Here is a 25,467-nt window from a genome sequence, read left to right as displayed (position 1 = left end):
AGCGAGGTTTACTTCCCTTTGGCGGCCAGAGAGTTGAGGAGGTAGTTGTCGGGAAAAAGCTCAAGGCCTTCGCTAAGGAGTATTTCAGCTTCGTCTTCCCGCGAGGTGTTCCGGTAATGACGAACCAGCAACTCGTAAGCTTCTGCTTTACCCCACCCTGGCAGGTAAGGATTACCAAGTTTGTTGGCGGGCAATGAAATGGCCCGGGTCAGATGTTCCTCGACTTTCTTACCTCCCCCGTAAGCTTTTGGTGTGTAAAAATTGAGACTCCCCATCACGTAGTGCGCGCGCAGATTCTCCGCATCGAGCTTGGCGGCGTTGCTCGAATTGGCATTGGCCCTTTTGGATATTTTCGCTGCGCCCAGACCTTTACTGAATTGGATACTGAACCCTTGGAGGTAGGCCAGCAAAGCCAACTCTTCCGAGTTCTTGTTCTTCACCCCTTCCAGGAGGCTGATCCCTCTTTTGATTACGGTCTCGCAGGCTTTCATGTCTTTAGCCGTCAGGTAGTAAACCGCGATCTGAAAATCGGTGTGTGCCAACCAGTAGGTTACCAGTTGCTGCTGTTCGGGGCTCTCAACCTGACTGATTTCCTTTCGGATCGCAGTCAGTGGCGCAAGCGAGCGGCGCATGAAAGAGCGGGTCATGGCGGTACTGATGCGTTTTTCAACACCCAGCAGTATATTTTCGGGCTGTACGGCTGTCTTTTCGCCGTAGTGGCTGGTCAGAATCTTAGAGGTGTAATTCGCCGCCGGGATGCCGAACAGCAAGACCACCACCAGGTACAAAATTTTCATGGTGAAAGGTTTTAAATCTATTAGAGAAAGAGGGCGGGCACATCGTTGCCGCCGGAGGTAATGTTGGTTTGTAAAAGCCGGGGGCAAACGGGAAGCGCTGCTTCCTGCTTTTTAACTTCCCTGGCAACGAATGGCCCGCAACCTGACTTCCTACTTCTTGCCGGACTTTTCAACCTCCGGCACCAACACACTCAGTTGATAGTTGTCAGGGTAGGCTTTAAGTCCTGCATCGAGGGTCGTTTTGGCATCAGCATTCCGCCCCTGTTTGAGGTAGTACTGCACCAGCAGTTCGTACGTATCAGCTTTACCCCAGCCCGGCTGGGTATCATCATTACCCGGGTTAGCAGGAAGGCTGATGGCTTTCTTCAGGATGGTTTCCACCTCATCGGTGGCGCCGTCGTAGAACATTTGCCGGCCGTACACATAGTTGGCGCGCAAGTTTGAGCCGTCAAGCTTCAATGCGTCCATTACGTTTTTGCTTGCAGCCTTCGATAGTGCTTCGCGCTCTTCCGGAGCAACGAACTGGACAGCAAAGTCCTGCAGGTAAGCGAGCAATGTCAGTTCTTCAGCGTTTTTTGAATCCATGGCTTCCACGGCCGCCACGGCGTTGTTCAGGGTAGCAACAGCCTCTTCCGCTTTGCGGCTTTTCAGCTGGTAAATCGTAATCTGGAAATCAGTGTAAGCTGTCCAGTAAGCCGCCAGGCGGCGCTGATCCGGTGCCTCCACCGCTGCTATTTCAGCGCGGAGATCGGTCAGGAAACTTATGCTGCGCTTCATGAAAGCATAGCTCATGGCTGTGTTGATGCGCTGCTCTACGTTTTTCAGTACCTCATCGGGTGGGGTAGTATCGTTTGCAGAAAGCTGCCCGGACAGCAGGCCCAGTAACATGAATGACAGGAAGAAGTGAGAAAATTTCATGGTTGTAGTTTTTATTTAGGTAATGTTTTACTTGAAGTCGGCGTCCTCTCCAGCCCGCTGAAAGAGCAGAGCGGAAATCGTTCGGAACGGTTGATTTCCACCTCCGATGCATCATTTCTGTCAGGCTTTGCCTACGTGGAAAATGCTCATCGGAGGTGTGAAATCATGTTCGTTTGGGTGCTGAAAAACGTCTTTACTCTCCGGCGGTGTTAAGCGCGCTGAGTTGGTAGTTATCGGGGTACTGGCTAAGTCCTTCTTTGAGGTAGCGACTAGCGACTGCTTCGTCAGCGGCAGCTTTGTAGTGGCGTACAAGCAGTTCGTAAGCTTCGGCTTTACCCCAGCTTGGCAGGTAGCTGCTCGCTACGGTTTGCACGGGCAGGTCGATGGCTTTCACGAGGAAGCCTTCGGCTTTCTTACCACCTCCGTATTCAGCGGGAGTGTAGAAATCGAGACTACCAAGTACGTATTGTGTCCGCAGATTGTCTGGGTTCAGTTCACGGGCAGCTTCGATGCTGGCCATGGCTTCGTTAGCCGCACGAGCAGTTGCCATGCCGGTATTGAACTGGATCGCGAAGCCCTGCAGGAAAGCCTGGAGCGTTAACTCTTCGGCGTTTTTACCTTCAATCGCAGCCAGAGCATCGATGCCCCGACGAACGGTACGCTCACTTTCAGCAGGCTCTTCGTTCTTCATATGAAAGATGGCGGTCTGAAAGTCGTTGTAGGCAGACCAGTAGGCGACCAGACGATCGTACCCAGGCGTAGCCACGGCGTTGATTTCTTCGTGCAGTCTCGCCAGAGGAGCTGCGTCGACGTTGAAAAAGCTTTCATTGGTGGCCTTAGTGATTTTTGCCTCAATACCTTCCAGCGTAGCGTTGGGTGGCAATTCTTCAACAACACTTGCCAGAGGTGGCTGAACGGATGCAGCATTGTCTTCGCCGCACGAGGTAAACGCGAGCAAAAACCCCAGCAGCAGGGGGAATAGGAACAGATTTCTCATAATATGAGCATTTAAAAAGGGTGAATTAAAAGATGGCGGTAGCAGGCTTCGCCGGAGGAAGCAATACTGTCGGTAAATAATTTTGAGAAGCTATCTCCTCCCCGAAGGGAAGAAGCAAGACACACCAGATACGGGCGAGGGCGCAGGTTCAATAACCGGTTTTCGGCCGGTGAACATTCCTGGGTGCAGGTAGCCGGAGGGACCTTACAACCAGTAGATCCTGCCGGTCTGCTCGTCTCTTTACTGGCCTACTCGGTATCTGCACTTACCAGTAAGCTGAGCTGATGATCGTCGGGGTACAGTGCCAGTCCTTCCTCAAGCGTAGCCTCTGCTACGTCGAGTTGGCCTTCAGCGGTGTAATGACGCACCAGTAATTCGTAAGCTTCGGCCTTACCCCAACTTGGCAGGTAAGGACTATCGATGCTGTTGGCGGGCAGGTTCGTAGCCCGGCTGAGATGAATCTTCGCCACCTTACCACCACCAAACTCTTTGGGTGTGTAGTAATCCAGGCAACCAAGAACGTACTGCGTCCGTAAATTGTCGGGGTTCAGTTTCATCGCCGCTGCGATGTTGGCCTGTGCTTTATCCGAAATCCCGATCACTTCGGTATCGGAGGCGAACTCGGTACTGAAACCCTGCAGGAAAGCAAGCAGGCTGAGTTCTTCGGCGTTCTTACGCTCTACGCTTTCCAGCAGAGCAATTCCGCGATCGAGGGCTGCTTTTGCGCCGGCATCGTCGTTGTGGCTGTTTCCAAACACACCAATCTGAAAATCGGTAAACGCCGCCCAGTAAGAAACGAGGCGTTCGTACTCGGCTCCTTTCACACTGGTGATTTCGTCGCGTAAGTCGGTGAGCGGCGAAGCACTTTTGCGCATGAACGCGCGGTTGGTCGCTGCAGTAATGCGTGGTTCGATGCCCTCCAGAGTAGCGTTGGGCTGTATTTGACGAACGACTTCGGCCAGCGGCCGGCGGGGTGGCGGAGTATCGTCTCCGCAGGAGTTGAACAGAGCGCCCAATAGCAGGAACGCAGACAGGTAAAGGAAGCGCATGGCTAACAATTTTGGTGATTGATGAAATAGAAGAGCCTTTAACCACCAGGCCAGGATGCCGGAGGAGCTCGGTTTTCAGATTGAATGAATATGGTTTGTTTGCCTTTTCGAAAAACCTTCTTTGCACCCGCGTAATCGCCCAAGAAGCGATTCACGTACGACCAGGCCAGACGAGGACTGATCAGAAGAATTTGCCCTGCATCAGGCCCCGGCAAACAGGAGCCCGGGCAGAAAGCGGGGAGAGAGTAACAGTACAATCAGCAAAACCCAGAGGGCGAAGTGAACGTACCATGGCCCGGTGAACATGCGGTCGTTGTCACTTTTCCCCTTTCCTGAGTTCATCCCCTGAAGGATGACAAAATCGGAGAACACCGGATTCGTTTCCAGCACCAGCTGCCCCGCAAAGCCCAGGTAGATCCCCGGGATGAGCCAACTGGCGGATGTGATCAGAGACAAGCTGAACAAACTGGCGGTCGTAGCCACACCAGCCATCAGGTAAATGAGTCGTTTGCGCGCATTGGGCGTCCAGCCCACCTCAACGAAGGGGTAAGGGACAGCCCCGCGCATCTTCAAGCCGAAGTCGATGACCCGCAGGTTCATCATCCGCGCCGATACGTAGTGGGCTGTTTCGTGCAGCAGCATTAATACGACTATCGTAGCGGTGGCAATCAGGAAGTTTATTGGCGTGAACATCAGCGTTTGATTTGGCGGGTTTTCAGACTGTAGAGGTACACCGGCAGGGATACGGCACCCCAAACAATCAGCGGCCACCAGTTCACTGCTTCATTTCTCGCGAAATGCAGTATTGGAGTAAGCGGCAGGAAATCACCAAAACGGGCTACTGTCGGGTTGATCAGGTCGATGGGGTAAAAAGCCGGACTGGTGAAAATCACAACGAAATACAACACATTGCCGAAACCCTTCCCGTTGTCCATCCGATCACCGATAAACGAAATTGCCAATCCGATAATTGAGAATGCAGTAAAACCGACAGCTATGGCAAGCAGCAAGCGCAGTGTAGCTTCAGGGGTTGGTGTTGCGCCAAAAAACAGCAGGCTTATCAACATCAACAGCAAAACAACTACGAACAACACGATATACCGGCTCAGAAAAAGTCCTCCTACATGAGCCGAAGGATGCGGCATCTGCCTTACGTAACCGATGAAGCCGTTGTTGTAAAACTCACGAACAACCGGCCCGACGGCGAAGAGACCATCGCTGAGGGCGGTAGCTCCCGCTACTCCTGTCATCAGAAAGAGGTAATATTCTGTATCGCCGGGCGTTCCGAAGATGAACCCGAAAACGACAAATAGAAAGGCCGGAAAAACGATGGTAAAAAACATTGCCTGGCGTAACCGGACGAAAATCACCGTCTGAAACCAGGCCGAAATTGCTAGTGCGCGGATCATGCTGTTTTCGTTTTAATGAGGTACTGGTAAGCGTCCTGCAACGTGCTGTCTAGGACGGAGAAATTGAGCGTCACACGGCTCAGGCGGCTAACAAGCTCTTCGGTACGTCCATCGGCGAAGATGTGGTATTCATCCTCGAGACGAACGTGCCTCAGGTCAGCAATCATCCCTTCATCAGCGGCCGTGGTCGGGATCACCAGTTTACGGGCGCCGATGCCTTCGGGGCTGGTCAGCAGAGCTTGTGGGGTAGCGGGTTGGGTCAATAATGCCCCGTCGTGAATGAAGGTGAGGCGATCGGCGTAAGCCCGGGCTTCTTCCCAATCGTGGGTGGTAAAGAGCACCGTCATATCCGGATCATTGAGGAGGCGCTTCCAGATTTGTTCCCGGATGAGGGGGTCGAGATCGGAGGTTGGCTCGTCCATGATCAGCAATTCAGGTTTGGAAGCCAGCGCCAGGTAAAGCCCCACCCGTTTGCGCTGTCCTTTAGACAGCGTACGGAAAAGCTTATTGAAGATGGTTCCGAGCTCCAGCACCTCCACCAACTCGTTATTGGCGTTGGGTGCACGCCCGTAGAAGGCGTCGAAGTACTGGATAATCTCTTTCACCTTGAGCATGGGGAAGAGCGGAACGACATCACTGAGAATACTTACCCGGCTATCCGTTTTCGGCGCTTGCCCGAAGACGATCGCTTCGCCCTCTGTGGGGCGCTGGTTGCCGCTGATCATACTCAACAGGGTCGACTTTCCGGCTCCGTTGCTCCCCAGCAGAGCGAAGGTTTCGCCCCGCTCGATGGAAAGGTTTACACCACGCAGGATATCACGATCTTCAACGCGAAAAGCCAGCTCGGTGAGGGTAATTACGGGAGAGGACATGGCTGTTTTTTTCCGATGATTAATACGTTTTGCACCGTTTCGAAGACGCCGTCGACGCCGAGGAACTCATTGATCTGGTCGTCTTTATAGCCGCCGACCATACAGCTGCCAAGGCCAAGACTTTCGGCGATGAGAGACATCGTCATGGCCACGAAGCCAGATTCGTGAAGCATGAAACGGTAACCACGCTCACCGTACTTGATGGCCATACGCTCGATGATTCCGGTGGTGAGTACTACCAATCCGCTTTCGGGGAGATTGATGTAGGGCTCGGCGTAGATCATTTTCCTCAGTTGCTCGGTGTGGTCTCCGGGCTTGAGGAATTCCAGCTCACAGGTGTCTGGACGAAAATGGTATAAACCGGGCTCGCACTGAGACCGGAGGTTCACGACGTAAATCTCCAGCGGATAGAGCCCTCCGGGCGATGGGATTTGCCGAAAACCAACGTGGCCATCTACGCCTTCAGTTTCGATTTTCTGCTTACGCGTTACACCGTAAGATTGCTGTAGCAGCACGGCCAGCTCCGGGATCGAAATCTTATAACGTGGGTCGTAGCTGCGCGTACTGGACCGGTTGGCCAGCAAATCGAAGTAGTTCGCCCCTTCCGGTGCCAGGTCCTTATAAGGAGAAAGGTCGATACGCGGTGCGTTGGGGTAACATTTATAAGGTTGGCTGGAACGCTTAGTTAGGTATGGCGAATAGAATGCGTTGATTTTGTCGCCAAGCTTGCGCTGTGAGAACCGGTCAAATTTGGAATTTTCGTGGTACAGCATTGCCAGCGACTGAGCTACGTTTACGTCGCCAAAGGGTGAGGTATCCGCCTCCCGAAATATTTCTCTTAGGTTAGTCATATTAGTTTTTATTGTGAATTCAAGACCGATGATGAGATCGCTCCTTCATTACGGGAAGGGATGTGGGTACTTTACGAGGTTATCGTAGTCGCGGACCGGGTAGCCCATTTTTGCGGGTACTTCGTAGAGGCGGCGCGCGCCGTTGTAGTAGAAAGGATATGCCCCCGCAAGCTGAACGAATTGAGGCACGAAAGCACGGGCGGTGTAAAAGCCACTCTGCCGTACGTCGGGCGTGGTCGTGTCCTTGAAAAGCACGTTACAGCCAGCGTTCTTGATTTGACGCAACACGTGGCGTACCTCTTCTTTGTCGGTCCGGCCGGTCTCCAGGTTGAAGTCGATCTTACGCTCCTCAGGAGCGTTGCGGTAGCGATCAAATACGTGCCAGAGGTCACGTCGCTTGGTGTAGAAGATGGAGTGCTGCTCGAAATTCTGGATCTTGTGGTAGTCGTCGTCCGGGGTCCAGTCTTTTTCCTGCCCCAGCAGGAAACGGAAATAGGGGATTCCCTGGCTGATCTCCTTGATGGCTTTGCGGATAGCCTGCCCGTGGGTAGGCCGGGTAGCACAGCCAACGGCTACAAACTCTCCAAACTCTGCTTCCCCGATGCAAATACCGAGCACGGTAGGAACACCTACGTCGTAGGTGATGTCAATAAAGTTCCACTCGTACTTGGCGGGGATGTGCTCATCGAGGTAAGCCTGAATATCTGCGTCGATGACAATTTTGGGCGGAGCCAGTCCTTGCAGCCACGTAATCACGAAGCTATCGCGTTCGATGCCTTCGTAAAGCGCGGTAAGCAGGCACTTACTCATACTGGTGTGCGCAGCCAGGCCGGTAGAGGTAGTGAGGGTGATCCACTCGTGCCCTACGGTAAAGGGCATATAGATGAACTCGCCGGGGATCCAGCCTTCAGCACCGTTGGTGAGATCGACACACTGAAACCAGTGTCGTTTGATGTTTTCGTCGAAGGGCTTCAGTTTGAAGCGCTCATCGGCGTGCTGCTTCTCGTGAAACAAACCATATTCGGAAGGGTGAACGTTGACGCCATCGGGCAACTCATTGTAGGAGCAATAACGAGCCATTTTAATGTCGTAAAACGCGGAGCTGTAACGCTCCAGGGTTTCACCGACGGTTCCGAGTAGCGCGTCTTCGTCTCCCCAACCGCAGCCACTACTGCGGCCGCCGAATTTTTCTCCGCCCAGGGGCTCAGTGTCGCCCGGCCATATGCCGTAGCTGATTAGTTTGGGATCTTCATTGAGGCGGGACATCCGCATGATGTGCGACAAGATCCCCGTCTCGGGGGAGACCATCCGAACGGCCTGCAGGTGGTTGGTATCTATCTTATACATGACCGTGGATTATTTGAGGGTGACGGCTTCGAGCCAGGGAGCGAGGTTGTGACGAACCTGCGGGTTGCAGCTTTCGCAGTAGGGTACCTTGAGCAGGTGGTGCTTGCGCATCTTGTAGCTGAACAGGTCGATCAGCAGCATCGCTTTCCAGGTTTCGGGTACGGACCACTCTGCGAGGTACTTGCTCATTTCGATGAATACATAGTTGAGCGTGAGGTCGATCAGGATCCCGTTGTCGATGAACTGATCCGGCTGTCCGGTAAGCTCTTTGTCCTCCAGGTGCTGGTGGTAAACCTGATTAAAAGCCAGACCTTCATCCTGGCTGAGTCGCCGGCGGTGCAGGCATTCGTAGCATCCGGTTTCTTTGGCGTAGAACATCGGGCCTACGTTAAGTTCCGTTCCCTCGATGCCTCCAACGAGCAGCCAGGGTTTGTCCAGCCGGATCGCCAGCTCGTTGATCAGTTTAAGGAGTGAAGGGTTGTACTCGTAGCCATCAACGATGATAAAATCAGCAGCGGCCATCCCTGCTTCAATTGCCTCGAAATCGCAGTTCTTGCGGTTAAGGTGGCTCACGCTGGTGTAGCCTTCCCGCTTTGCTTTTTCGACAAAAGGAACGCCCAGTTTGTCGCCACCGATAAATAGAATACTCTTCTTGAAACGAGCGAGGTAAGCGGTGGCTTCTTCGGTAATTCCTGTTTCGTCGAAAGCCAACTGGTTGATTTCCTGAGGAAGGAGTTCATACTCCTTGAGCTCAGAAAGAACATCGAGCACTTTATCCTCCGCATAGCGGGAAGTGAGCTCGCGGTAGATTTTTTGGTAGCTGACCTTATTGCCCTTTACCAGATCGCAGAATACTGCAAAAAGTTCCTGTTTCTCAGGATCATCAAAGCTGATTAAAAAAACGTTGGCTTTGGTGCGGACCTGGAAAACGTCGTTTACATCGTCCTTTATTATATCGTAATTCGTGATGTCGTACATGGTTTACTATCTTAAATTCAGGTGGAGAAAAAAGGCCCCGCCGCCGCGTACCGAACGGCGGGGCATAGTTTGGGTAGCTCTAGTTAGCCTGAAGGGAAACTTCAGCGCTGCCGCCGCCCCAACAGCAGGAACAGGAACAGGTACAGGTGTTACAGGTGCAACCTGCGGCTACGATGGATTTGCCGATCTCTTTGCCTTTGAGTAACTTGGTGATTCTCATGATATACTGGTTTATGAATGATGCCTACTCTTGAAATACATGGGATTTTCAGCGTACCTCCCATTGTAGGCTTAAAGCCCACACGCCAGACAAAAACAATCGTGCACTATCCCTCTGCTGACGATGTAAAGTTGGGACGGGAAAAGAGCCATCGCCACGACATTATTTTGTCTGCCATCTTACTCCAAAATGAACATTTACTCGCATTCAAAAATTACAACACGCTGAATACAAGATCATTACATTTTTAATTCAACTCCAATTCTGCGAGCCTTAACCAGCACAAAAACGACTTAATCAGGGGCATCACCGCCACGGAAAACCTCCAAAAACCGGCCCCGGCCAGGGCGGCCTGAGGCCGCCGTCGCAACCAAATTCGCCGCCCGCCGTTCCGCTAAAAAACAAAGCGACAATGGCAACCTACCTTATCATCGGCGGAAGCTCCGGCATCGGACGCGCCTTAGTGGATCAACTCTTAAATGAAGGACATAATGTCTCCGTTTGGGCACGGCAGGAGCGGGACCTTCCCGCAACGGTTCAGTTTACCAGCTACGACGTAACCGGAGACGAAGACCCGCCCAAAGAAGCCATTCCGGAGCAACTCGACGGCCTGGTGTATTGCCCGGGGAGTATCGACCTGAAGTCTTTCCGCAGCCTCAAGGCCCCGGCCTTCCGGGAGGCATTCGAACTCAATGTCGTTGGTGCCATCCGCTGCATGCAGGCGGCCGAGCGAACGCTGAAGAAGTCTGATAAAGCCGCCGTTGTCTTTTTCTCGACCGTAGCCGTGCAGCGCGGAATGCCATTCCATGCGGGCGTCGCCGCCGCAAAGGGGGCCGTGGAAGGACTCACCCGCAGCCTGGCGGCAGAGTACGCGCCCAACATCAGGGTAAACGCCATTGCGCCATCGCTCACCGACACTCCACTGGCCGGGAAATTGCTGGCCACCGACGAAAAACGTGAAGCAAGCGCCAACCGCCACCCCCTCAACCGGGTAGCCGACGCTTCAGAAATTGCGGCAATGGCCGCCTTTCTGCTGAGTGACAAAGCAGCCTTTGTTACCGGGCAGGTAATCGGGATGGACGGAGGCCTATCGGTCGTTTAACCCTGCACTGCACCCGCGTCTGCGCCCCTAAACTTCCTTCCCGGAACACCTTTCTACACCAAACAGGAGCAGACTATTTAACGATCCCGTAATAACCAAAACGGGCATTATAGCGTCATGTAATAAGAATAATTATCTTAAAGTATGCCCCGCTATCTGATTCTGCTACTGCTCCCGCTTCTGGCCTTCGCCTGTAAGCCTAAACCCACCACTGCAAGTACTGTGGTCGAATTGCGTGAAGACACGCCGTTTGAATACGAACGTTACCGGCCGGATAACGTACAGCGCCCCGCGGAATACACCTTCGCAAGGCAACGTGGAGTAACGCCGGAACATTACATACCCGACACTACCAACGAGCGGTATCTCCCGATGCGGTATCTCCACGTGAACTTCCACATCATGAACAGCTCAGACACCCTTTACCCACTTTACGGGCAAAAGGCGATAGACAACATAAAAGAAGTCCTGCTTTATACCAATGACCTGATCGGCAAAACTCCGGAGCTTTGGCTGACCCCGGAAGGAATGGAAGTAAGTGCTCTGCCCCGGCGCCTGCATTTCAACATCCCCAAGAAACCCGGAACGAACGAACATGCCATCTACGAACACTACGACGACGAGCTGTATGGCTACCTCCACAACGGTCGTAACCGTAACCGCGCCAGCCGTAAGGTGATCGAAAAGTATGCCGTAAACCGAGATAGCGTGCTGAACATCTTCATCATGGGCCCGCCCCGCGACAGCCTGACAAGTAAAACCTTCAGATCTCCCGGCACCGATGGCATCTACCTCGGTGACGCCATCAAGATCACCGGCTGGCTGGAGAGTAACCGCAAGCCCTGGGAATTGCGGGGTATTCTGGCCCACGAAATCGGACACGCCTTGGGCCTGAACCATGCGTGGGGCAACGATGGCTGCGACGACACACCACCCCACAAAAACAATGCCTGGAGCCAGCATGGCGACAACTACGGGCCGGGAAAGACGAGCAACAACCTCATGGATTACAGTAAAGATCAGCAAGCCCTGACCCCGTGCCAGATCGGAAGAATGCACGCGCACATGACCAACATCACAGGCCGCCAACGAAAGTGGCTACTCCCCCGCTGGTGCGACTACGCAAACACCGAGTCGATTCGTGTCACCAAAGACCTGAACTGGGAAGGCGAAAGAGATTTCAACAGCGACATCTATGTCCGGCGGGGCTATACTCTTCGCATCAACAACCGGGTTCACCTGCCGGAAAGAGCGGCGATTCACGTAGACCCCGGCGCAACGCTGATCCTTGGGCCCAAGGCTGTAATTCACAACAGTTGTGGAGGGACATGGGCGGGCATCCGCGTAGGCGTGGCCGAAAGCGGCCACCGCGGCGAGGTTGTAACTGATCCGGCGGCAACGCTGCTAAACGTTGCGGAATGAGCAAACACGTACTGATTACCGGAGCCACCAAAGGTATTGGCCGGGCCTGTGCAGAACGCTTTGCCCGGGAGGGCTGGACCGTGACGGCCGTTGCCCGCACTCAGGCAGATTTGCTGGCCATGAAAAAAGCGTTTTCAGGTCAGCAGGTCACCACCATCACTGCCGACCTAGGCACCGACGCCGGAATTGCGTCGATCCCTGTTCATCCCTACGACGCAATTGTGCTGAACGCAGCAATCTTTGCTCCGGGCCATTTACTCGGCGAAGAAGACATCTACGGACGGCTGTGGCGGGTGAACGTCTGGGCAAACCACCAACTGGCACGACGCTTATTACCCGCTGTACGGCAACAGCCATCCGGCCACCTGGTGGTAATCGGCTCGCGGGGCACCGATTTTCAACCACCGCACCTCACGGCTTACGTGGCCACCAAATACGCCCTCCGCGGACTCTATCTCGGCTGGGAATCGGAGCTACTCAACAGCAACGTAAAGACCACCCTTGTGGCCCCGGGAGCCACGCTCACCTCCAGCTGGAACAACGAAGAACCACCCGCCGACATCCTCGCACCAGAGACGGTAGCTGAAGCCGTCTGGACGTCTGTGCGAAGCGGAATCACGGGCAGGGTCGTCGTATAAAAAAAACAGCAGACCTCGTATTATCAGAAAAGCCCAACGAACCGAAGTCCGTTGGGCTTTTACCGATGTGGGGATGTCTAAGACGTCCTGATCATCAAGCGTAAACGCTTTCCTTGCCGAGGTCCTTACAAACGAGGTAGTAGAATACGGCGCGGTGCTTGGCCCGCTCAGTGTACTTCTCGCAGGCAGCCTTAACCGCCTTGTCGCCATCCTCAGCGCTGACGCCAAGTTTCTTTTCGCAGTAGTTCTTGACTACACGCTCCAGTTCTGTCTTTTGGCTGCAGGCAACCTTGTTGCTGTCGTTGTTATAAATCGAAGGGCCCAGGCCTTTGGTTACTTTACGGAGGAGGTCCATATCAGCCTTAGGATCGAGTTTCTTCAGGGCCTCTTCGTAGGTGGCCAGCTTCTCATCGAATTTACTCATGTGGTAATAGAATTTGTGCGTTGAGGGCAAATGAGCCTTCTCGGCGATTATGGGTGGAAATATTTCAACAATAATGCGAAAATTTGGTCAAATGTTATAATTGCTTGCAGTTAATTCTAAAATATGGGTATAGTATTCCAAAACAGGAGGATTAAAGCCACATCCTCAGGAAATACTTTCCGGCGCAGCCGCAGGTGCAAAAAAAGGATAAAGGCCATGGACATTCCGCAAGCTCCTCTCTTTCACCCTTCGGAAGGATGAACCGGATGACCCGGATAAAGATTTTCCGCCACCCATTCCGTTTCCCGCCCCTGCCGTATCTTTCCCTTCCGAAACTAATATGCACCAAATCCTCCGTCATTTCCTGCTCAGAATTATACTGCGGTCCGTACCGCAGGTACGGCTCTTAGTGCTTGCGGGCGTCGGTTTGGGCTTCCATCCTCTGGTCGGCCAACAGGCCGCCAGCCCGGTCTTCCCCGCCGACCGCCACAAAGAGTTGATGGACGACCTTAGTTTCGTCAAAGAAAAAGAGGAAGAAGAAATTGAGGAAGAAGTCGAAGAGGAAGATCCCTTCGACTGGTTCGATAGTCTGGGCAGCTATGAAAACTGGAAAATTGACCTTTCAGACGGTACGACCCTTCTGATCCTTGCCATTCTTATTGCCGGGCTCGGTTACCTGATCTACCGGATGCTCGGCGATGTGGACATGCGCAAACGTACCAAAGGAAAAGAAGACGATCAGGACGAGATCAACATTTCCGAAATTGAAGAAGAACAATTGGTCGCCGAAGGCGTATCGCTCACCCTGCTGCAAAGAGCCGAAAACGCGGGCCAGTTCGATATCGCGGTACGGCTGCTCTATATCCAATTGCTGAAAGAACTTCAGGACGGGGGCCTCATCAGGTACCGTCGTGACTTCAGCAACCGCGACTACCAAAACCAACTGCGCCGCAGTGATTTCCTTCAGGACTTCCGGGAGGTAACCGCCGACTACGAACGCTACTGGTATGGCAAATACCCCATCGAGCGGCTCAGCTACCGCCTCGTCCACCGCAAGTTCACGACCCTGAACGCAGCAATTCAGGCCGCAACAGCAAAATCCGCTTCGCATGAATAGGGCCGGACGATTTACACAACTCCTCTTCTACGCCTGTGTAGTCGTATTCGTTTCCGGATGTTCTGGCTGCTGGACCAATTGGCAGGAAACCTACCGCTACGACAAAAAGCAACCCTACGATCTCTTCGTTCTGTACGAACTCCTCGAAGCCCGGCCCGAAAGCCTGGTGTTCGTCGAAGACAGCCTTGCTTCCCTGCAGGACGCAGCAGCTAATTCAGCCAACTACATTTTCATCGGAGAATACTCGTACTACAACGAACGGTCGGTAACCCAACTACTCGACTTCGTAGAGCGGGGCAACACCGCGTTTATTGCCGCAAACGACCTGCCCGAAGACCTCGCCCGGCACCTCTTCGGCAACGACTGCTATTACAGTTTCTACAACGACAGCGAACGCATCGGTTTCCTCAGTATCGACACCGTCACGATGCAACTGGACAGTCATGATTACACCCTCTTCAACATCTACGACTACGAGCCCTACAACCGGACAACCCGCTACCTCAACGGAGGAATGCTGTGCGACACATTGCTCGACAACGAGGTGCTCGGTACGCTGGACGACTACAACATAAACTTTACCCGACTGGGTTGGGGAGACGGTAGTTTCTACTTCCACAACAACCCCGTTTTCTTCACTAATTATTACCTCGTCGATAGCCTGCAGCACGAATACGCCGAGGCTGTTCTTTCCATCCTCGACGATGGTCCGGTTTACTGGGACGAAGTAAGTCGCGTACCGCCCTCCGTGGCCCGCCAGCGTAACCGCCAGGCCAACAATAACCAGGGACAAGGCTACAGCGGCGGCCGAAACCTCCTCACCGGCAACGAAGCACTGAGCTACATTCAGGAGCAGCCGCCCCTCGCGCTGGCCTGGTACACCTTACTGCTCGCCACCCTCCTTTACGTAATTTTCAGGGGCAAGCGCCGGCAGCGCATCATCCCCATTATCAATCGTCGGGAGAACTCGAGCAAGCGCTTCATCGACACCATCAGCCGATTGGTCTTCCAAAAGGGTCACCATATAGCTCTGGCCCGCCAGGAACTGGCCAGCCTGCGCTTTTTCCTGCAAGACCGCTTCACCGTACGCTGGAAGGAAGGCGAGCCTCCTCCGAAAAACCTGGCCGAACTCATCGGTGGAGACGAAGAAATCGCCCACCGGGCGCTCGCGGAAATTCGTTTCGTTCAGTCAAAAAAACACCTCACCGACGGAGAGTTGGTCCGCTTCTACCGAGCCATCGAACCACTTTACAGGTTGTAGCGGTTGCAGACAAGGAGAGCCAAACCTTTGACCTCCCTCCCTTTCAACAACCGAACCTACCGACTACTTTCTACCCACTACTAACTGATAAACATGTTCCCCGAAGACGAAATCCCCGGCCAAGACCAAGACCTCACTCCTACTACCCCTCCGGAAGGCTACGAGACTCCGCTGGAGGAGTCCCTCGGAGAACTGGTCCCTGATGCATTACCGGAAGATGAAATCGCTCACGCAATGGCTCCGGCTGATCGTATCGACCTCGATGAATTGCATCAGGCAGCAATTGCTGTCCGCGCCGAGATCGGTAAGCTCGTAGTCGGCCAAAAGGAATTCATCGATCTTCTCATCGCGTCCCTCCTGGCTGGCGGCCATGTACTGGTAGAGGGTGTACCCGGAATCGCCAAAACGATGATCGCCAAACTACTGGCTAAAACCGTAGCGGCCGACTATTCCCGCATCCAGTTCACCCCCGACCTGATGCCGAGTGACGTGACTGGCACCACCGTCTTCAACATGGCCGACTCGAAGTTTCAGTTCACTAAAGGGCCGGTTTTCTCCAACATCGTGCTCATCGATGAAATCAACCGGGCGCCGGCTAAAACCCAGGCAGCTTTGTTTGAGGTCATGGCTGAACAACAGATTACCGCCGACGGTGAAACCTACACGATGGAAGACCCTTTCTTCGTGATTGCCACTCAGAACCCCATTGAACAGGAAGGAACCTACCGGCTTCCCGAAGCCCAGCTCGACCGTTTCCTCGTCCGTATCATCATCGATTACCCGGACATGGAAGAAGAGAAGGAAATCCTTTATCGCTTCCGCAACGATTTTCGCCAGACACAGCAGGAAGACGTAAAACCCGTCTTCACCAAAGAACTGATCGCGAAGTATGCTGCGCTCATCGAAAAAGTCTTCATCCGGGATGAACTGCTCGACTATATCGCCGCGCTCGTCCACCGCACCCGGACGCACCCGGACCTCTACCTCGGCGCCAGCCCCCGGGCGTCGCTCGCCATCCTGCGTCTTTCCAAGGCTGTAGCGGCGCTCGCCGGTCGCGATTTCGTTACACCGGATGATATTCAGCAGGTCGCCTACCCTGTCCTCAATCACCGGATCATCCTTACGCCGGAACGAGAGATGGAAGGCTTTGGCGCTAAAGATGTAATTGCCGAAATTTTGCGGGGAATCGAGGTCCCCAGGTAGTGGGTAGTGCTACCGCATATGGATGCGCGCTGCGCTCGGTATGGGCGGCAGGCCCTGTCAATCTATTACATCCATCAATCTCGCTACCAACCCGTCGAAATCAGTACTCTTATCCTCTCCGTGGCCAAGCCGGGCAATCACCAGATTGCGGGAGGGAATGACGAACACCCGCTGGTCTTGAAAACCACGCATCAGGAAGGCGTCTTTGGGGAGGGAGGGCATATCCGGCCCCGGGAGCCAGGTTTGGCCGCCGTAGGTTCCTTCGGATCCGGTGACTGGTTTGCGCAGATAGTCTATCCAGCCGGGCGTGAGTAGTGTATCGCCGTTCCATATGCCATCCTGCAGCATAAACTGACCGAGGTTGGCCCAGTCGCGGGCCGTGGCCCAACCGTAGGAACTACCAACGGGAAGGCCCGCCTGACTCGGCTCGATGAGCAGGCTCGGAGCAACGTCGCTGAACAACTCGTGGTACAGGTCGGCGAAGGACGATTCGCCTCCCCGACGGCTTGCAATTTCGGCTATGATGTTTGTGGTTCCGCTCGAGTAGTTCCAGACGGTGTTTCGGGGCGCGACCGCAGGTGCAGCGATTGCGTATGCGGCCATATCGGGCATCTCGTGGAGCATGATGGTAGCGTCGGTGAGGCTACCGTAGCCCTCGTTCCAGGACAAGCCGGAGTTCATGTGCAGCAGATCCGCGATGGTTACCAGCTGCCGGGCGGAGTCGGTCCACACCTCAGGGAAGAGGTGATCGGTAGCGACCAATTCTTCCGGTGATACGCCGCTGGCAAGTTCGTCTTCCAACGCCTTGCCCAACGTGAGGGCCGTTAGCGTCTTGGTCATCGACCAGCCGAGGAGCAGCGTATTTTGATCGTAGCCCGGAGCGTAGCGTTCGGCAATGATTTCACCGTTTTGCATAACAACCAGTCCGCGGGCTGCGCCGCCGGGGACAGGCGCCATACCGAAGTCCAACGCTTCGGTAAGGGCAGCGGGGCCAGTGACCAGTGCTCCTTCAACCTTTTTTGCACCTGCGGCCGCGCCCTTGACTTCCGCCAATGGCTTTTCTTCGTCGTTGATCAGGGTACACCCCACGCCTTCGCGGAACACCGCTCGCCGATCCACCAGGCCAAAGAAAGAACTCTCCACTTCGTTACCGGATACTTCGAGCCCCACCATGCCCAGAACCGAAAAATTCAGGTCGTGCTCACGAATCTCTTCCAGTTCACGGCCCTGCAGAAAATGACAACTGCAGGCGTGTTTGGCGGCATAGCCGGCACCAATGTTCAGTAACGGTTTGAACCACAGAAAAGCAGCAAACACAAGGACTACCAGCAGGACAAGCAGGGTAAGAAAACGACGAAGAGCAAGAGAAATACGCATGGCCGCAAGGTAAGCAATGCGAACAATCCGGCCCACTCTTCCCGTTCCAGCAATAAAACCTTAAGCATGAGTACTTTAATCAAACCCAACTATCAGGAATGCATCGAGGCGTGTCAGAAGTGCCTGGTTGACTGCCAGGTGTGCATTACCAAAATGGCAGGAAAAGACAGCATGAACGACTGCCCGTACTGCTGTGTACAGTGTGTGGAAAGCTGCCTCGCGTGCATCAAAATGCTCGCCTCAGAAAGCAAATGGGCTCCCGAATACTGCCGCCTTTGCGCTGAAATATGCGACTATTGTGCCGAACAATGCGGCGCCCACGACCACGATCATTGTAAAGCCTGCGCCGAAAGCTGCCGCCGCTGCGCCGAAGCCTGTCGTCAGGTAGCCGCCGCTTAAACCAGAGCTCCGGCTTCTAACAATGCCTTGAGCCCGTTGCGGCTTCGCAGGTGAAAAACGGCTTTACCCAGTTTTCGCTGATCCGCAAGAGCAGCGGAAATCTTCGGTCTTCGGGTCAGGTTGTAGGTAGCTACGTAGTGCAAAAAGTGACGATCAAACCGCTCCCGGCAGCCCGGCGCCGAGCCCGGGCGGACCTTCCCGTAATGCCGGAGGGTTCGCATAATCACCCGCCAAAGGCAACGCCACGTAGGTTGATCGAGAAAGATAATAGTATCGGCTCGCGGCATGCGCAGCGGGAAGGTGCCGGAGTAGTTGCCGTCCATCAGCCAGCGGTCGCGGGCAGCCAGTTTAGTTACCGTATCACCCCAGTCTTCACGCCTGGGCTCCTTCCAGTCCGGGCCGAAGTACTCGTGATCCAGATGGATAACGGGCAGGCCGGTGCGCTCCCCCAGCTGCCGGGCCAGGGTTGATTTTCCGGAGCCGGAGCAACCGAGGATTAACACACGTTCCATCGTAAGGTCTTAGTCGAGGCGCTTAACCTTGTCGCCGTCGTAGGCCCACTTCAGGTAGAGCGCTCCCCAGGTGAAGCCACCGCCGAAGGCGGTGAGTACAAGCGTATCCCCCTTCTTGAGTTGGGGTTCGTAGTCGTGCAGGCACAGGGGCAGTGTTCCGGCGGTGGTGTTACCATACCGCTGGATGTTTTGCATCACCTTCTCCATCGGAAATTCCGCCATTCTGCTGACCGTTTGGATGATGCGGATATTGGCCTGATGGGGTACGAGCCAATCGAGGTTTTCGGCATCGAGGTTGTTGCGGGCCATGATTTTTTTCACGACGTCGCTCATTCCCGAAACGGCAGCCTTGAAGACGGGGCGGCCGTTTTGCGTAACGAAGTGCTCGCGTGACATGACCGAATCGACGGTCGCGGGTTTCCGCGACCCACCGGCGATGAGGTAAAGGTGTTTTTCGCCGCTTCCGTCTCCGTGGTGTTGGTAATCGATAACGCCAACGTCCTCGGTGGTAGGCTCCAGCAGTACAGCTCCGCCGCCGTCTCCGAAAATTACGCAGGTTGTCCGATCCGTATAGTCGATAATGGAGCTCATCTTGTCGGCTCCCACTACAATAACTTTCTTGTGCATTCCGCCTTCGATCATCTTGGCGCCTACCGTCAGCGCATAGAGGAATCCGCTACAGGCAGCGTTAAGGTCAAAGCCGAAGGCATTGACCATACCTGTTTTGTAGGTCGCAATATTGGCGGTATCGGGGAAGATTGCGTCACCGGTTACGGTGGCACAGATTACGAGATCGATATCTTCCGGGTTGGTGTCTGTTTTCTTCAGCAGGCCTTTAAGAGCCTCAACAACCATGACCGATGTACCCTGATTTTCTCCTTTCAGGATGTGCCGGGTTTTGATTCCCGTACGCGAGGTTATCCATTCATCGTTAGTGTCCACGATGGTGGCGAGCTCTTCGTTCGTCAGTACATAGTCTGGTACGTAACCGTGGACGCCAGTAATGGCAGCGCGAATTTTAGACATAAATTGGTGGTGGTTCAGTTAGGGGCCGCAAGATAGCAAGGATACAGTTGTTAAGACAACCAGTATAGACGATGAAAACCGACGGCTAAGAGCCGCTTTAAGGCCAGGTCGGACAAGCCGGGTGTATTTCTAGGCGGGCAATTGCTCTACGTTCATCATCTTCCAGACCAATTCTTTCAGTAGCTCGTTCTCTTGCTTGCCGGCCAGATTACTCTCTACCCCCTTACTCTTGAGGTCGTATTCACGTAAAAGCGAGAACACTCGGGTAATGCCGTGCGCTGAGTAATTGCGCGCGCTCTTCTCGTAGTCCTGCAGAAAAAAATCGAACCGAAGACTGAGGGCCTTCATGATTTCCTGCTTACTCGCCCGCTTGCGGTGCAGTTCCTTGAGGCAAAACACCTTGCTAAAATAGTTGTACAAACTCCCCATCACCATCGGCAGGGGCCCGGCCTTAGGGTTAGCCTTGAAATAGTTGACGATCCGGGTGGCCTTCACTACATCGCGGTGGCCGATGGCTTTTTGCAACTCGAAGACATTATAATCTTTGCTAACGCCAACCTGGTCTTCTACGATCTTAGCCGTGATGGTAGTTCCTGGCTTCAGGTTAATAATCAGTTTATCCAGTTCGTTACTGATTTTCCCCAGGCTTGTGCCCAGGAACTCACCCAGCAGGTTCGAGGCTTCCGGTTCGATGCTGTACTTCTTGCCTTTCAGGTAGGTACTGATCCAGCCAGGAACTTTATTCTCGTAGAGAGCTTTCGCTTCAAAAACTACGCCGTTCTTCTTCAGCTTCTTGGCCAGGGCGGTGTTTCCGTTCAGTTTTTTGTGCTTGTGGCAAATCACGAGCACGGTGGTTGGCGAAGGTTTTTCGGCGTACGCAGCCAGTTCTTTGAGGCTCCGCATATCCTGTGCTTCGCGGAGGATCACCAACTGCCGCTCGGCCATCATCGGGAAACGACGCGCAGCGTCGATGACCTGCAGGTACTCGGTGTCTTTGCCGTAGAGGATGGTTTGGTTGAAGGATCGCTCGTGTTCCTGCAGTGCGTTGGCTTCGATGGCAGCCTCCAGCTGGTCGATAAACCAGGGCTCATCTCCGTGCAGCAGGTACAACGGAGCAAAATCTTTGCCTTTGATGGCTTTCAGGAGGGGTGCAAAATCCATACGGCAAAGGTAAGCCAGACAAGCGGTGCTTTACCCCGAGATCAGCCTATAAATATAAAAGTGCCGCCCGGAAGGCGCAGACGCAGGTGCAGGCCGACCGGAGCAACTTCCTCCCCTCCGCAGAGCACAAAACGAAAGACCCCGCAGCACCAATGGTACCGCAGGGTCAGCGAGTGATATTTTAAGAATAGTACTGGTTCCTACTTCGAGAAGTAACCGCCCAGCATTTTAGCGCCCATCCCGAGAAGGTCGTCCATTATTTGTCCGTCGCCGTTGCTGTCAAGCAGGGTTCCGGCCAGGCCGAGGTCCGGAGCATTCTGGCGCGGGTTGCTCTGGCTTTTGGTCACCATGTCGATGAGGGCTCCGCCGAGGCCGCTGGCATCGGTGCCGGTTTGCCGTTTGGTTTTGCCGAGCATTCCCATCAGGATGGGTGCCAGGGTTGCCATAAGCGGCAATACTTTGCTCATACTGAGCCCACTGGTTTGGCTGATCTGTTCTGCAGCTTCGGTCTTTTGTGCTCCGAGGACGTGGTCCAGAATACCGCCACCGTTTACCGTTTTGCGGAATTGTGGAGGGATTTTGTCGTGGCCGGGTGTTTGGGTTCCTCCCAGCAATCCACCGAGGAGGTCACCGATACCACCACCATCGCTACCCTGGGTCGCGCTCATCAGGCCGCCAAGCAAGTCGCCAATGCCTCCACTGCTTTGTGGTTGCTGTTGTTGCCCTCCGCCGAGTACACCTCCCAGCAGGCTACCAAGCAGGCCACCAGCTGCGTTTCCGCCTCCGCCGCCGGCCATACCGGTTACCAGGTCCATCAGGCCGCCGCCAGTCGGCAGGCCTTGCCCCGGTGCTTCCTGACCGCCTTTCATCAGGCCACCGATCACGTCCAGAATGCTTCCGTCGTGGTCCCGGTCAAGAGCGTTGGATAAGGAATTAGCGCCCTGTGGCGTAGAGGCGTTACGTGCCAGCGCTCCCATCATTGTGCTAATGATGGCGCTGGTAGCTTTTGTCGTTGTAGTCCGGTCGGTACCGGTTTGCTGTGTTAGCGCGTCCATCAGGCCGCCGCTGAGCTGCTCTTTGAGCTGCTGCTGTAGTAGTTGTGAAAAATCCATGCCCGTAAGATACGGGCGTAATACAAAAGCGGCAAACGAAACTCATTCCGTTTGCCGCACAAAGATTCAAACTACTCTATATCGGTTTCGGAATCGGTGATTCCGGTAAGGTGTTCAGAAGCGCCGGGGCCTCTGTATGTCTTTTCGTGAGACTGACTTAACAACGGCAGGAAAAACTAATAATTGCGGAGTAAACGTTAAGATTGAATAATTCAGGGCGCGGCCGCAGGATGCAGTGCTTGCCGTTTGAAGAACAATGGTCCACTACAGTTTATAGCCAATGAGATGACTTTACTTCCGTGCTTAGCAAATCTTGCAGGGTGACAACAGCGTCATATCTCGTCTAACATGCCGGCCGGCGGCCTTCAATGCCAAACTTCAGTTTTCAGGAGAGCCAAACCGGATCGGGATTCTAAATATTCGCTCAGTAATCAAAGTGTAGAGTGCGGAACGCAGAGTTCAGTCCCTCTTGCTTCGGCCTTGGCACCGGCAGTGGAATCCGGTTTTTGAAGCCGTTTAAAAATGGAAACTGTCTGAGCGTTCTCAAGGCCCAGGACGCAGCAACCCAGATTTCAACGAACCGATGGGTTTAGAAGCAACCTGACCAACGCCGCCGCGAGTTTTTCCATTTTAGGCTTCAAGAACTGGATTCCACGATCAGCCGGTGGCACAGCCTTGATTTTTTGGTTCGTTTTTTATCAAAAAAAAATGAACGGGCAAAACGGGAAGAAGCACAATCCTTGGGCACCGGTGGCAGGCTAGCGTCACCGCCCGTCTCACCTTGCCTGCCGGCGGCCTTCTTTGACGGGGCAAAGAAGCAAACCCCTCGGGCTGTGCCTCCGGCTGATCACTAATCCGGTTACTGCTGGCCTAAAAAGCAAAAACTCGCCTCAAACTGATCCTTCAAAGTCTGGAACCGTCGGGAGTCGAAGCCCTTCGGAAATGCAGCGACTCGGTTTTGGCTCATACAGTTTGCTTTTTTTAACGGCCATCAGCAACCGAATCAGTGGCCGGAGCCAAGGCCAAAGTCGCTTCGCAATGATTATAGTCGAAAGTGTCGGTGGAGGAGTTTCACTCCGATTAAATCCATACGTACCAATTACGCGACCAGAGGTCGCTTATCCCTGCTATTCCCCGGGGGTGAAGGCGGCCGAACCAAAGATTTTCCTGAATGCTCTAAGCCCCGCAATTCAAAGCAAAGCACAGAGCTCCGACACTCCGGCTTCGGCCTTGGCACCGGCAGTAGAATCCGGTTTTTGAAGCCGTTTAAAAATGGAAACTGTCTGAGCGTTCTCAAGGCATAGGACGCAGCTACCCAGATTTCAACGAACCGATGGGTTTAGAAGCAACCTGACCAACGCCGCCGCGAGTTTTTCCATTTTAGGCTTCAAGAACTGGATTCCACGACCAGCCGGTGGCACAGCCTTGATTTTTTGGTTCGTTTTTTATCAAGAAAAAATGAACGGGCAAAACGGGAAGAAGCGAAGTCTTTGGGGAGGAAACGATTACTCCGCGTTCCCGCCCGTCTCACCTTGCCTGCCGACACGGAAGTAAAGTCATCTCATTAGCTACAAACCGTAGCGGACCACTGTTATTCGCACGAAAACGCTTCAAGGAAACGGGACCAGCCCGACAACCTGTACCTTGCGCCCTGGAAACGAAGTCTTGCTCCTTTAAGACCAAGCCCCTTAACTTTCTCTGCATCCTGCGGCCGCGCCCTGAATATTTCGCTACTTATGCCAAACGATACTTCCACCTCCATCAACAAATTCATTGCCGGTACCGGCATGTGCTCCCGCAGGGAGGCCGACAAAATGCTGGATGCCGGCAGGGTTATGCTCAACGGAACCGTTGCCCGCAAGGGCAACCGCGTAGAACCCGGCGACGACGTAACCGTCGACGGGAAGTCCCTCACCTCTAAGCCCCCAGCCGTTTACCTCGCCCTGCACAAGCCTCCGGGCATTACCTGCACCACCGACCGGCGGGACAAGACCAACATCATCGACTTCGTCAACTACCCCGAACGCATCTTTCCCATCGGCCGGCTCGACAAGCCTTCTACCGGACTGATCCTGCTCACCAACGACGGCGACATCGTCAACAAAATCCTCCGCGTCGAAAACGCGCACGACAAAGAATACATCGTTACCGTCAACAAGCCCATCAACCGTGAATTCATCAAGCGGATGGCCGGAGGCCTGCCTATCCTTGACCAAGTAACGAAGAAGTGCGAAGTCGAAAAACTAGGCAAATTCAAATTCAGAATCATCCTCACCCAGGGCCTCAACCGCCAGATCCGCCGGATGTGTGAATACCTCGGCTTCGAGGTGCAGACACTCAAGCGCATCCGCATCATGAATGTCCGGCTGGACAAATTGCCCGTAGGCGAATGGCGGGAGTTGCGGGAGGATGAGTTGGAGGTATTGATGGCTAATACGGAGAGGTAAGTTATTCAGGCAGCTGAAAAACAGCGTCACAACTTCCGTAGATTTCACCAAACTTCCAATAGTCAAGACGCTCTCCCCAAGACATTGTCCCCCTCAGGCTTGTAGAATCTTCGCGTACTCCGTGAAAGATGAAAGAGGGAAGAAAAGCTAAAGTATCATAACTAAAGTAGTTATCTATTGACAGTTCAAAAATAATACTATCCTTTCCTGCTTCCAGGCTTTTACTGAGATAAGATATTGGAGTAATTTCATTGCCACTAATATTTCTCCTAGGTTGAATAAAAAACATTCCAAACCTTTCATAAGACTCTCCCGACAGCTCAACTCTGTGTTTAAAATCATTAGTTAGCTTAATAGCCATACCTCCCGGGCACCCAACTAGGGGAGAATACATGAATCCGCTATCTATTGATGTTATGCAATCTTCAGCACCAAATTGGAAATCGGATTCACAAACACAGTCGTCAGCGATACGAACGAAGCCATCGGGGCATTCGTTCATCGACCCACCGCCGCTGCCATCATCGTCGTCGTCTCCGAACATTCCCCCTTGATTACTTTGTGGACAGCCGATGAATAGCATCGGGAGGATAAATAGGAATGTCAGTTTACTTAGAGCGTGTCTAAAATTATGAAAATTTAGATATAAAGGCTGCCAGTCGTATCTTGTAAGTCGCTAAACACTACAAATATGACCAAGCAGTGGACTCGGTTGACTGACAGCCAGTGGAACGAAGTTAAAGATTATCTACCAATCAACCGCAAGACAAAACATCAACTCCGGGATGTACTTGACGCCATTCTGTGGCTGGTGCGTACCGGTACTCA

The 25,467-nt window shown here is 53.7% G+C and carries 26 protein-coding genes; 8 read left to right on the top strand and 18 right to left on the bottom strand.

Annotated elements, in window-relative coordinates; genetic code table 11:
• Positions 1-8: 8 nt before the first annotated feature.
• The 11 genes from FUA23_RS18685 to FUA23_RS22435 form a co-directional block, all read right to left on the bottom strand.
• Positions 9-797: a hypothetical protein gene (locus FUA23_RS18685; RefSeq protein ID WP_147932291.1), complete on the bottom strand. Its 789-nt coding sequence runs from the start codon at positions 795-797 to the stop codon at positions 9-11.
• Positions 798-947: 150 nt separating this feature from the next.
• A complete protein-coding gene (locus FUA23_RS18680; RefSeq protein ID WP_147932290.1) occupies positions 948-1,715 on the bottom strand; it encodes a tetratricopeptide repeat protein in 768 nt (255 codons plus the stop codon).
• A 193-nt stretch (positions 1,716-1,908) separates the two neighbouring features.
• Positions 1,909-2,712 (bottom strand): hypothetical protein, encoded by an 804-nt coding sequence (locus tag FUA23_RS18675; protein WP_147932289.1) that lies wholly within the window; start codon positions 2,710-2,712, stop codon positions 1,909-1,911.
• A gap of 248 nt (positions 2,713-2,960) precedes the next feature.
• On the bottom strand, positions 2,961-3,761 hold the full coding sequence (locus FUA23_RS18670; RefSeq protein ID WP_147932288.1) for a tetratricopeptide repeat protein: 801 nt from the start codon (positions 3,759-3,761) through the stop codon (positions 2,961-2,963).
• 201 nt (positions 3,762-3,962) lie between these two features.
• Positions 3,963-4,454, bottom strand: a complete 492-nt coding sequence (locus FUA23_RS18665) for a hypothetical protein (protein ID WP_147932287.1) — start codon at positions 4,452-4,454, stop codon at positions 3,963-3,965.
• Positions 4,454-5,170, bottom strand: a complete 717-nt coding sequence (locus FUA23_RS18660) for an ABC transporter permease (protein WP_147932286.1) — start codon at positions 5,168-5,170, stop codon at positions 4,454-4,456. Before FUA23_RS18660 ends, FUA23_RS18665 begins: the two co-directional genes overlap by 1 nt.
• Positions 5,167-6,042: an ABC transporter ATP-binding protein gene (locus FUA23_RS18655; RefSeq protein ID WP_147932285.1), complete on the bottom strand. Its 876-nt coding sequence runs from the start codon at positions 6,040-6,042 to the stop codon at positions 5,167-5,169. The genes FUA23_RS18660 and FUA23_RS18655 overlap by 4 nt, the downstream gene beginning before the upstream one ends.
• Positions 6,027-6,893, bottom strand: coding sequence for a SagB/ThcOx family dehydrogenase (locus FUA23_RS18650; RefSeq protein WP_147932284.1), 867 nt, complete (start codon positions 6,891-6,893; stop codon positions 6,027-6,029). The genes FUA23_RS18655 and FUA23_RS18650 overlap by 16 nt, the downstream gene beginning before the upstream one ends.
• A gap of 48 nt (positions 6,894-6,941) precedes the next feature.
• Positions 6,942-8,240 carry a YcaO-like family protein gene (locus tag FUA23_RS18645; RefSeq protein WP_147932283.1) on the bottom strand — a complete coding sequence of 433 codons (1,299 nt, stop codon included), beginning with the start codon at positions 8,238-8,240 and terminating at the stop codon, positions 6,942-6,944.
• Positions 8,241-8,249: 9 nt separating this feature from the next.
• The gene (locus FUA23_RS18640; RefSeq protein ID WP_147932282.1) at positions 8,250-9,218 is read right to left on the bottom strand and encodes a TOMM precursor leader peptide-binding protein; all 969 of its coding nucleotides are present in this window, start codon (positions 9,216-9,218) and stop codon (positions 8,250-8,252) included.
• Between the two features lie 79 nt (positions 9,219-9,297).
• Entirely contained in the window at positions 9,298-9,438 is a 141-nt protein-coding gene (locus tag FUA23_RS22435; protein ID WP_187271126.1) for a hypothetical protein, read from the bottom strand.
• 412 nt (positions 9,439-9,850) lie between these two features.
• On the opposite strand from FUA23_RS22435, the gene FUA23_RS18635 reads away from it, so the two are divergent.
• The 3 genes from FUA23_RS18635 to FUA23_RS18625 all read left to right on the top strand — a co-directional run bounded on the left by FUA23_RS18635 (position 9,851) and on the right by FUA23_RS18625 (position 12,600).
• Positions 9,851-10,540, top strand: coding sequence for an SDR family NAD(P)-dependent oxidoreductase (locus FUA23_RS18635; RefSeq protein WP_147932281.1), 690 nt, complete (start codon positions 9,851-9,853; stop codon positions 10,538-10,540).
• Between the two features lie 144 nt (positions 10,541-10,684).
• Positions 10,685-11,962: a M43 family zinc metalloprotease gene (locus FUA23_RS18630; protein WP_147932280.1), complete on the top strand. Its 1,278-nt coding sequence runs from the start codon at positions 10,685-10,687 to the stop codon at positions 11,960-11,962.
• Entirely contained in the window at positions 11,959-12,600 is a 642-nt protein-coding gene (locus tag FUA23_RS18625; protein WP_147932279.1) for an SDR family NAD(P)-dependent oxidoreductase, read from the top strand. Before FUA23_RS18630 ends, FUA23_RS18625 begins: the two co-directional genes overlap by 4 nt.
• 94 nt (positions 12,601-12,694) lie before the next feature.
• On the opposite strand, the gene FUA23_RS18620 is transcribed toward FUA23_RS18625, so the two are convergent.
• Positions 12,695-13,024, bottom strand: a complete 330-nt coding sequence (locus FUA23_RS18620) for a DUF2853 family protein (protein WP_147932278.1) — start codon at positions 13,022-13,024, stop codon at positions 12,695-12,697.
• Between the two features lie 340 nt (positions 13,025-13,364).
• Between FUA23_RS18620 and FUA23_RS18615 the strand changes: the two genes are divergently transcribed.
• From FUA23_RS18615 to FUA23_RS18605, 3 genes are all read left to right on the top strand, one after another.
• On the top strand, positions 13,365-14,141 hold the full coding sequence (locus FUA23_RS18615; RefSeq protein ID WP_147932277.1) for a DUF4129 domain-containing protein: 777 nt from the start codon (positions 13,365-13,367) through the stop codon (positions 14,139-14,141).
• Positions 14,134-15,402, top strand: coding sequence for a DUF4350 domain-containing protein (locus tag FUA23_RS18610; RefSeq protein WP_147932276.1), 1,269 nt, complete (start codon positions 14,134-14,136; stop codon positions 15,400-15,402). Before FUA23_RS18615 ends, FUA23_RS18610 begins: the two co-directional genes overlap by 8 nt.
• 93 nt (positions 15,403-15,495) lie before the next feature.
• Entirely contained in the window at positions 15,496-16,605 is a 1,110-nt protein-coding gene (locus tag FUA23_RS18605; RefSeq protein WP_222707065.1) for an AAA family ATPase, read from the top strand.
• A gap of 57 nt (positions 16,606-16,662) precedes the next feature.
• On the opposite strand, the gene FUA23_RS18600 is transcribed toward FUA23_RS18605, so the two are convergent.
• Positions 16,663-17,982: a serine hydrolase domain-containing protein gene (locus FUA23_RS18600; protein ID WP_147932275.1), complete on the bottom strand. Its 1,320-nt coding sequence runs from the start codon at positions 17,980-17,982 to the stop codon at positions 16,663-16,665.
• Between the two features lie 66 nt (positions 17,983-18,048).
• Here FUA23_RS18600 and FUA23_RS18595 point away from each other — a divergent pair, with 66 nt between their 5' ends.
• Complete coding sequence (locus tag FUA23_RS18595; RefSeq protein ID WP_147932274.1) at positions 18,049-18,381, top strand: four-helix bundle copper-binding protein; 333 nt, start codon at positions 18,049-18,051, stop codon at positions 18,379-18,381.
• Here the strand turns inward: FUA23_RS18595 and FUA23_RS18590 are convergent.
• The 4 genes from FUA23_RS18590 to FUA23_RS22945 form a co-directional block, all read right to left on the bottom strand.
• Positions 18,378-18,893 (bottom strand): P-loop NTPase family protein, encoded by a 516-nt coding sequence (locus FUA23_RS18590; RefSeq protein WP_147932273.1) that lies wholly within the window; start codon positions 18,891-18,893, stop codon positions 18,378-18,380. The two genes, FUA23_RS18595 and FUA23_RS18590, sit on opposite strands and share 4 nt — an antisense overlap.
• A 9-nt stretch (positions 18,894-18,902) precedes the next feature.
• Positions 18,903-19,919 carry a beta-ketoacyl-ACP synthase III gene (locus tag FUA23_RS18585; protein ID WP_147932272.1) on the bottom strand — a complete coding sequence of 339 codons (1,017 nt, stop codon included), beginning with the start codon at positions 19,917-19,919 and terminating at the stop codon, positions 18,903-18,905.
• Between the two features lie 129 nt (positions 19,920-20,048).
• Positions 20,049-21,080 (bottom strand): DNA polymerase III subunit delta, encoded by a 1,032-nt coding sequence (gene holA, locus FUA23_RS18580; RefSeq protein ID WP_147932271.1) that lies wholly within the window; start codon positions 21,078-21,080, stop codon positions 20,049-20,051.
• Positions 21,081-21,280: 200 nt separating this feature from the next.
• Positions 21,281-22,192, bottom strand: coding sequence for a DUF937 domain-containing protein (locus FUA23_RS22945; protein ID WP_147932270.1), 912 nt, complete (start codon positions 22,190-22,192; stop codon positions 21,281-21,283).
• 1,736 nt (positions 22,193-23,928) lie between these two features.
• Here FUA23_RS22945 and rluF point away from each other — a divergent pair.
• The gene (gene rluF, locus FUA23_RS18570; RefSeq protein WP_147932269.1) at positions 23,929-24,639 is read left to right on the top strand and encodes a 23S rRNA pseudouridine(2604) synthase RluF; all 711 of its coding nucleotides are present in this window, start codon (positions 23,929-23,931) and stop codon (positions 24,637-24,639) included.
• Between the two features lies 1 nt (position 24,640).
• Here rluF and FUA23_RS18565 read toward each other — a convergent pair whose 3' ends face one another.
• Complete coding sequence (locus tag FUA23_RS18565; RefSeq protein WP_147932268.1) at positions 24,641-25,183, bottom strand: hypothetical protein; 543 nt, start codon at positions 25,181-25,183, stop codon at positions 24,641-24,643.
• Positions 25,184-25,467: the final 284 nt, after the last annotated feature.

Origin of the sequence: Neolewinella aurantiaca, from assembly GCF_008014675.1 — a bacterium.
Taxonomy (GTDB): Bacteria; Bacteroidota; Bacteroidia; order Chitinophagales; family Saprospiraceae; genus Neolewinella; species Neolewinella aurantiaca.
Note: the sequence above shows the minus strand (reverse complement) of the source record. Positions and strands in the feature narration are given on the sequence as shown.

Bases quoted from the DNA above. Each gene is read 5' to 3' on its own strand.
- FUA23_RS18605 (WP_222707065.1), top strand. From the start codon at position 15,496: ATGTTCCCCGAAGACGAAATCCCCGGCCAAGACCAAGACCTCACTCCT.
- FUA23_RS18610 (WP_147932276.1), top strand. From the start codon at position 14,134: ATGAATAGGGCCGGACGATTTACACAACTCCTCTTCTACGCCTGTGTA.
- FUA23_RS18660 (WP_147932286.1), bottom strand. From the start codon at position 5,170: ATGATCCGCGCACTAGCAATTTCGGCCTGGTTTCAGACGGTGATTTTC.
- FUA23_RS18675 (WP_147932289.1), bottom strand. From the start codon at position 2,712: ATGAGAAATCTGTTCCTATTCCCCCTGCTGCTGGGGTTTTTGCTCGCG.
- FUA23_RS18590 (WP_147932273.1), bottom strand. From the start codon at position 18,893: ATGGAACGTGTGTTAATCCTCGGTTGCTCCGGCTCCGGAAAATCAACC.
- FUA23_RS22435 (WP_187271126.1), bottom strand. From the start codon at position 9,438: ATGAGAATCACCAAGTTACTCAAAGGCAAAGAGATCGGCAAATCCATC.
- FUA23_RS18615 (WP_147932277.1), top strand. From the start codon at position 13,365: ATGCACCAAATCCTCCGTCATTTCCTGCTCAGAATTATACTGCGGTCC.
- FUA23_RS18595 (WP_147932274.1), top strand. From the start codon at position 18,049: ATGAGTACTTTAATCAAACCCAACTATCAGGAATGCATCGAGGCGTGT.
- FUA23_RS18685 (WP_147932291.1), bottom strand. From the start codon at position 797: ATGAAAATTTTGTACCTGGTGGTGGTCTTGCTGTTCGGCATCCCGGCG.
- FUA23_RS18665 (WP_147932287.1), bottom strand. From the start codon at position 4,454: ATGTTCACGCCAATAAACTTCCTGATTGCCACCGCTACGATAGTCGTA.
- FUA23_RS18625 (WP_147932279.1), top strand. From the start codon at position 11,959: ATGAGCAAACACGTACTGATTACCGGAGCCACCAAAGGTATTGGCCGG.
- FUA23_RS18655 (WP_147932285.1), bottom strand. From the start codon at position 6,042: ATGTCCTCTCCCGTAATTACCCTCACCGAGCTGGCTTTTCGCGTTGAA.
- FUA23_RS18600 (WP_147932275.1), bottom strand. From the start codon at position 17,982: ATGCGTATTTCTCTTGCTCTTCGTCGTTTTCTTACCCTGCTTGTCCTG.
- FUA23_RS18640 (WP_147932282.1), bottom strand. From the start codon at position 9,218: ATGTACGACATCACGAATTACGATATAATAAAGGACGATGTAAACGAC.
- FUA23_RS18565 (WP_147932268.1), bottom strand. From the start codon at position 25,183: ATGTTCGGAGACGACGACGATGATGGCAGCGGCGGTGGGTCGATGAAC.
- FUA23_RS18650 (WP_147932284.1), bottom strand. From the start codon at position 6,893: ATGACTAACCTAAGAGAAATATTTCGGGAGGCGGATACCTCACCCTTT.
- FUA23_RS18635 (WP_147932281.1), top strand. From the start codon at position 9,851: ATGGCAACCTACCTTATCATCGGCGGAAGCTCCGGCATCGGACGCGCC.
- FUA23_RS22945 (WP_147932270.1), bottom strand. From the start codon at position 22,192: ATGGATTTTTCACAACTACTACAGCAGCAGCTCAAAGAGCAGCTCAGC.
- FUA23_RS18670 (WP_147932288.1), bottom strand. From the start codon at position 3,761: ATGCGCTTCCTTTACCTGTCTGCGTTCCTGCTATTGGGCGCTCTGTTC.
- FUA23_RS18645 (WP_147932283.1), bottom strand. From the start codon at position 8,240: ATGTATAAGATAGATACCAACCACCTGCAGGCCGTTCGGATGGTCTCC.
- FUA23_RS18630 (WP_147932280.1), top strand. From the start codon at position 10,685: ATGCCCCGCTATCTGATTCTGCTACTGCTCCCGCTTCTGGCCTTCGCC.
- rluF (WP_147932269.1), top strand. From the start codon at position 23,929: ATGCCAAACGATACTTCCACCTCCATCAACAAATTCATTGCCGGTACC.
- FUA23_RS18680 (WP_147932290.1), bottom strand. From the start codon at position 1,715: ATGAAATTTTCTCACTTCTTCCTGTCATTCATGTTACTGGGCCTGCTG.
- FUA23_RS18585 (WP_147932272.1), bottom strand. From the start codon at position 19,919: ATGTCTAAAATTCGCGCTGCCATTACTGGCGTCCACGGTTACGTACCA.
- holA (WP_147932271.1), bottom strand. From the start codon at position 21,080: ATGGATTTTGCACCCCTCCTGAAAGCCATCAAAGGCAAAGATTTTGCT.
- FUA23_RS18620 (WP_147932278.1), bottom strand. From the start codon at position 13,024: ATGAGTAAATTCGATGAGAAGCTGGCCACCTACGAAGAGGCCCTGAAG.